General features: G+C 40.4%; 2 protein-coding genes and 1 rRNA gene. All 3 read left to right on the top strand.

Annotated features, from left to right (window positions below):
* Positions 1–103 (top strand): 5S ribosomal RNA (gene rrf, locus FTT98_RS17570); the annotation flags it as partial.
* A gap of 253 nt (positions 104–356) precedes the next feature.
* Positions 357–908 (top strand): DUF4256 domain-containing protein, encoded by a 552-nt coding sequence (locus FTT98_RS17565; protein ID WP_180177609.1) that lies wholly within the window; start codon positions 357–359, stop codon positions 906–908.
* A 407-nt stretch (positions 909–1,315) separates the two neighbouring features.
* Complete coding sequence (locus FTT98_RS17560) at positions 1,316–2,665, top strand: aromatic acid/H+ symport family MFS transporter (RefSeq protein ID WP_180177608.1); 1,350 nt, start codon at positions 1,316–1,318, stop codon at positions 2,663–2,665.
* Positions 2,666–2,827: the final 162 nt, after the last annotated feature.

Below are 2,827 nucleotides of genomic sequence, written 5' to 3'. Positions count from 1 at the left end.
AGCAAGAGTGAACCACCTGATCCCTTCCCGAACTCAGAAGTGAAACCTCTTAGCGCTGATGGTAGTGTGGGGTTACCCATGTGAGAGTAAGTCATCGCCAGCTCATTATTCGAAACACCCCCTGATACGTCAGGGGGTGTTTTTTTATGTGTAAAAAAAATGGAAAACACGTAAAGGAGATGGGATGAAAGTAGTAACCGTAGAAAAAATAAGAAGAAAAGTAAAAGAACAAAACAGGGAGATGATAGATATTTAAAAGAATAAGGCTAAACAGCACTAAAAATTTACATCAAGGCAAGCCTATATTCTTTATAGTGAAGTACAGTCTCAATGTATAAAAACAATAGGATGTACATATGCTCCAAGATCTCGATGAAGTCTCTATTTTAGAGATATTGCAGCAACGCTTTGAGGCAAATATGCAGCGGCATCCAGAATTACTTTGGGATGATGTTAAAAAACAATTGATTGCACAGCCCTTAAAACTAAAAATTTTAATCGAAATGGAAAAAACAGGCGGTGAGCCAGATATTGTGATGCTGAATCAGCAATCTCATGACCTGATATTTTATGATTGCAGCTTAGAGTCGCCAAAGCCTAGACGAAGCTTGTGCTATGACCGTGAAGCCTTGGAGAATCGGAAGGATCATCCTCCCAAAAATAACGTAATAGACATGGTTCGAGACATCGGTGCTGAGCTACTGACAGAAGAAGACTATCGAGCGATACAGCTAGTTTTTCATTTCGATTTAAAGACTTCGAGTTGGATCGTAACGCCAGCGGATATTCGGCAAAAGGGCGGGGCACTGTTTTGTGACCGACGTTATGATCATGTATTTAGCTACCATAATGGCGCACAGTCATATTATGCGTCTCGAGGATTTCGCTGTAAGCTGGTGATTGCTTAGTCTCAGTGCTATCAATGCATTTAAAACAATCAAGAGTGTTCAAACGAGCTTTTCTATATATATGGTTACGTTCGTTTTTTAGACATTTAAAATTTTTCTAAACTAAAGATAGAAATAAATGATGGTGTGTCGTTCTGAAATTTAATGAAAGAATAGAAGAATTTGACCTGAAAATAATGACATTATGATTTAAAAATATCAGCTAAATAATCATATATTGATAATGTTCAATAATTAAGCTAAAACATGAAAAATAACACAATTAACATGTACTTATAAGTGATTCGATTTATTAAACATACGTCTAATATCCCTAGAAAACACTGTTCCGTATATTCCGTGGCTGTTGAATTTTACTTAAAAATTCAATGAATGTTATGGACAAGTACTCATGGGAGATGAGAACGATGACAACGGAAAAAATAGACATAAATTCTGTAGTCGATAAGGCTAAATTTACCCCGTTCCACTTCAATGTAGTGGCTTGGTGCTTATTGATTATTTTATTTGATGGCTACGATTTAGCGATTAATGGCGTGGTTTTACCTTTACTGATGCAAGACTGGGGCTTAAGTGCAATGCAAGCGGGGATGCTTGCCAGTACTGCGCTCGCAGGCATGATGTTTGGTGCCATGTTCTTTGGTTCTTTAGCAGATAAGATTGGCCGTAAAAAAGTCATCATGATCTGTATCGTTTTATTTAGTGGTTTGACCTTTGCCGGTGGTTTTGCGTCGAATCCAACAGAATTTGGTATTTTGCGTTTCTTGGCTGGTTTAGGGATTGGCGGTGTAATGCCTAACCTTGTGGCTTTAACGTCTGAATACGCGCCGCAGAAGATGCGTAGCACACTGGTAACGACGATGTTTAGTGGTTACGCCGTCGGTGGTGTGATGGCGGCACTTTTAGGTTCATGGTTCACCCCTGACTTTGGTTGGCAAATCATGTTCTTTATTGCGGGTATTCCTCTTTTCCTTTTACCTGTGATTTGGAAATTTTTACCTGAATCTTTGGCATTTATGGTGAAAGAAAACAAACAGGAAAAAGCCCGCAGTATCGTGAAGCGCTTAGCGCCTGAAGTGAATGTGACTGAAAACACAGTGTTCACTTTACCGCAAGAAAGCGTGCCTGAAGCTGCTAACGTGGTGAGTTTGTTCCGCCGTGGTCGTGCCGTAAATACATTATTGTTTTGGGTGGCGTTCTTTACGTGCCTATTGACCATGTATGCGCTGAGCAGCTGGTTGCCAAAACTGATGATGGCAGCCGGTTATTCTATGGATAACAGCTTAATGTTCATGATGGTCATGAACGTGGGCGCAGTTGTGGGTATTGTTGGCGGTGGTATTTTGGCTGACCGTTTCCATTTAAAACCTGTGTTGATGGTTTTGGGTATGATGGGCGCGATTGTGATGAGCTTGATGGGCTTCCAGTCAAATCAGTTCTTGCTTTACATCTTGGTATTTTTGGCAGGTGCTGCGTCTATTGGTTCACAAATGCTGTTGTATAGCTATGTGGCGCAGTATTACCCACTTGCTGTACGTTCGACGGGTATTGGTTGGTCTTCTGCAATTGGTCGTATGGGCGCGATTGTAGGGCCAATTTTGATTGGTGGTTTGCTCGGTATGAATTTACCTGCGCATTTCAACTTTATGGCGGTAGGTTTACCTGTACTGATTACTGCGATCGCGGTTGCATTGATCATGCATGAAAATGACAGTGATAAAATTGATGTTAAAGATGCATCTACAGCCAATGCTTAAGTCGTGATTCTTTAAATAGAAAAGCCTCCGTAAGGGTAATGCCAGTCAGTTAAGAGATTGACTGGCTTTTTCTTGGGTATTTTTGAGGTTTTCCTTTTACAACCCTTGGATAACTCCTCACTCTTCTCTCAGGTATAACATACCGATTAGATTTCTCCATTA

It is taken from the genome of Acinetobacter sp. YH12039, assembly GCF_013420015.1.
Lineage (GTDB): Bacteria > Pseudomonadota > Gammaproteobacteria > Pseudomonadales > Moraxellaceae > Acinetobacter > Acinetobacter amyesii.
Note: the sequence above shows the minus strand (reverse complement) of the source record. Positions and strands in the feature narration are given on the sequence as shown.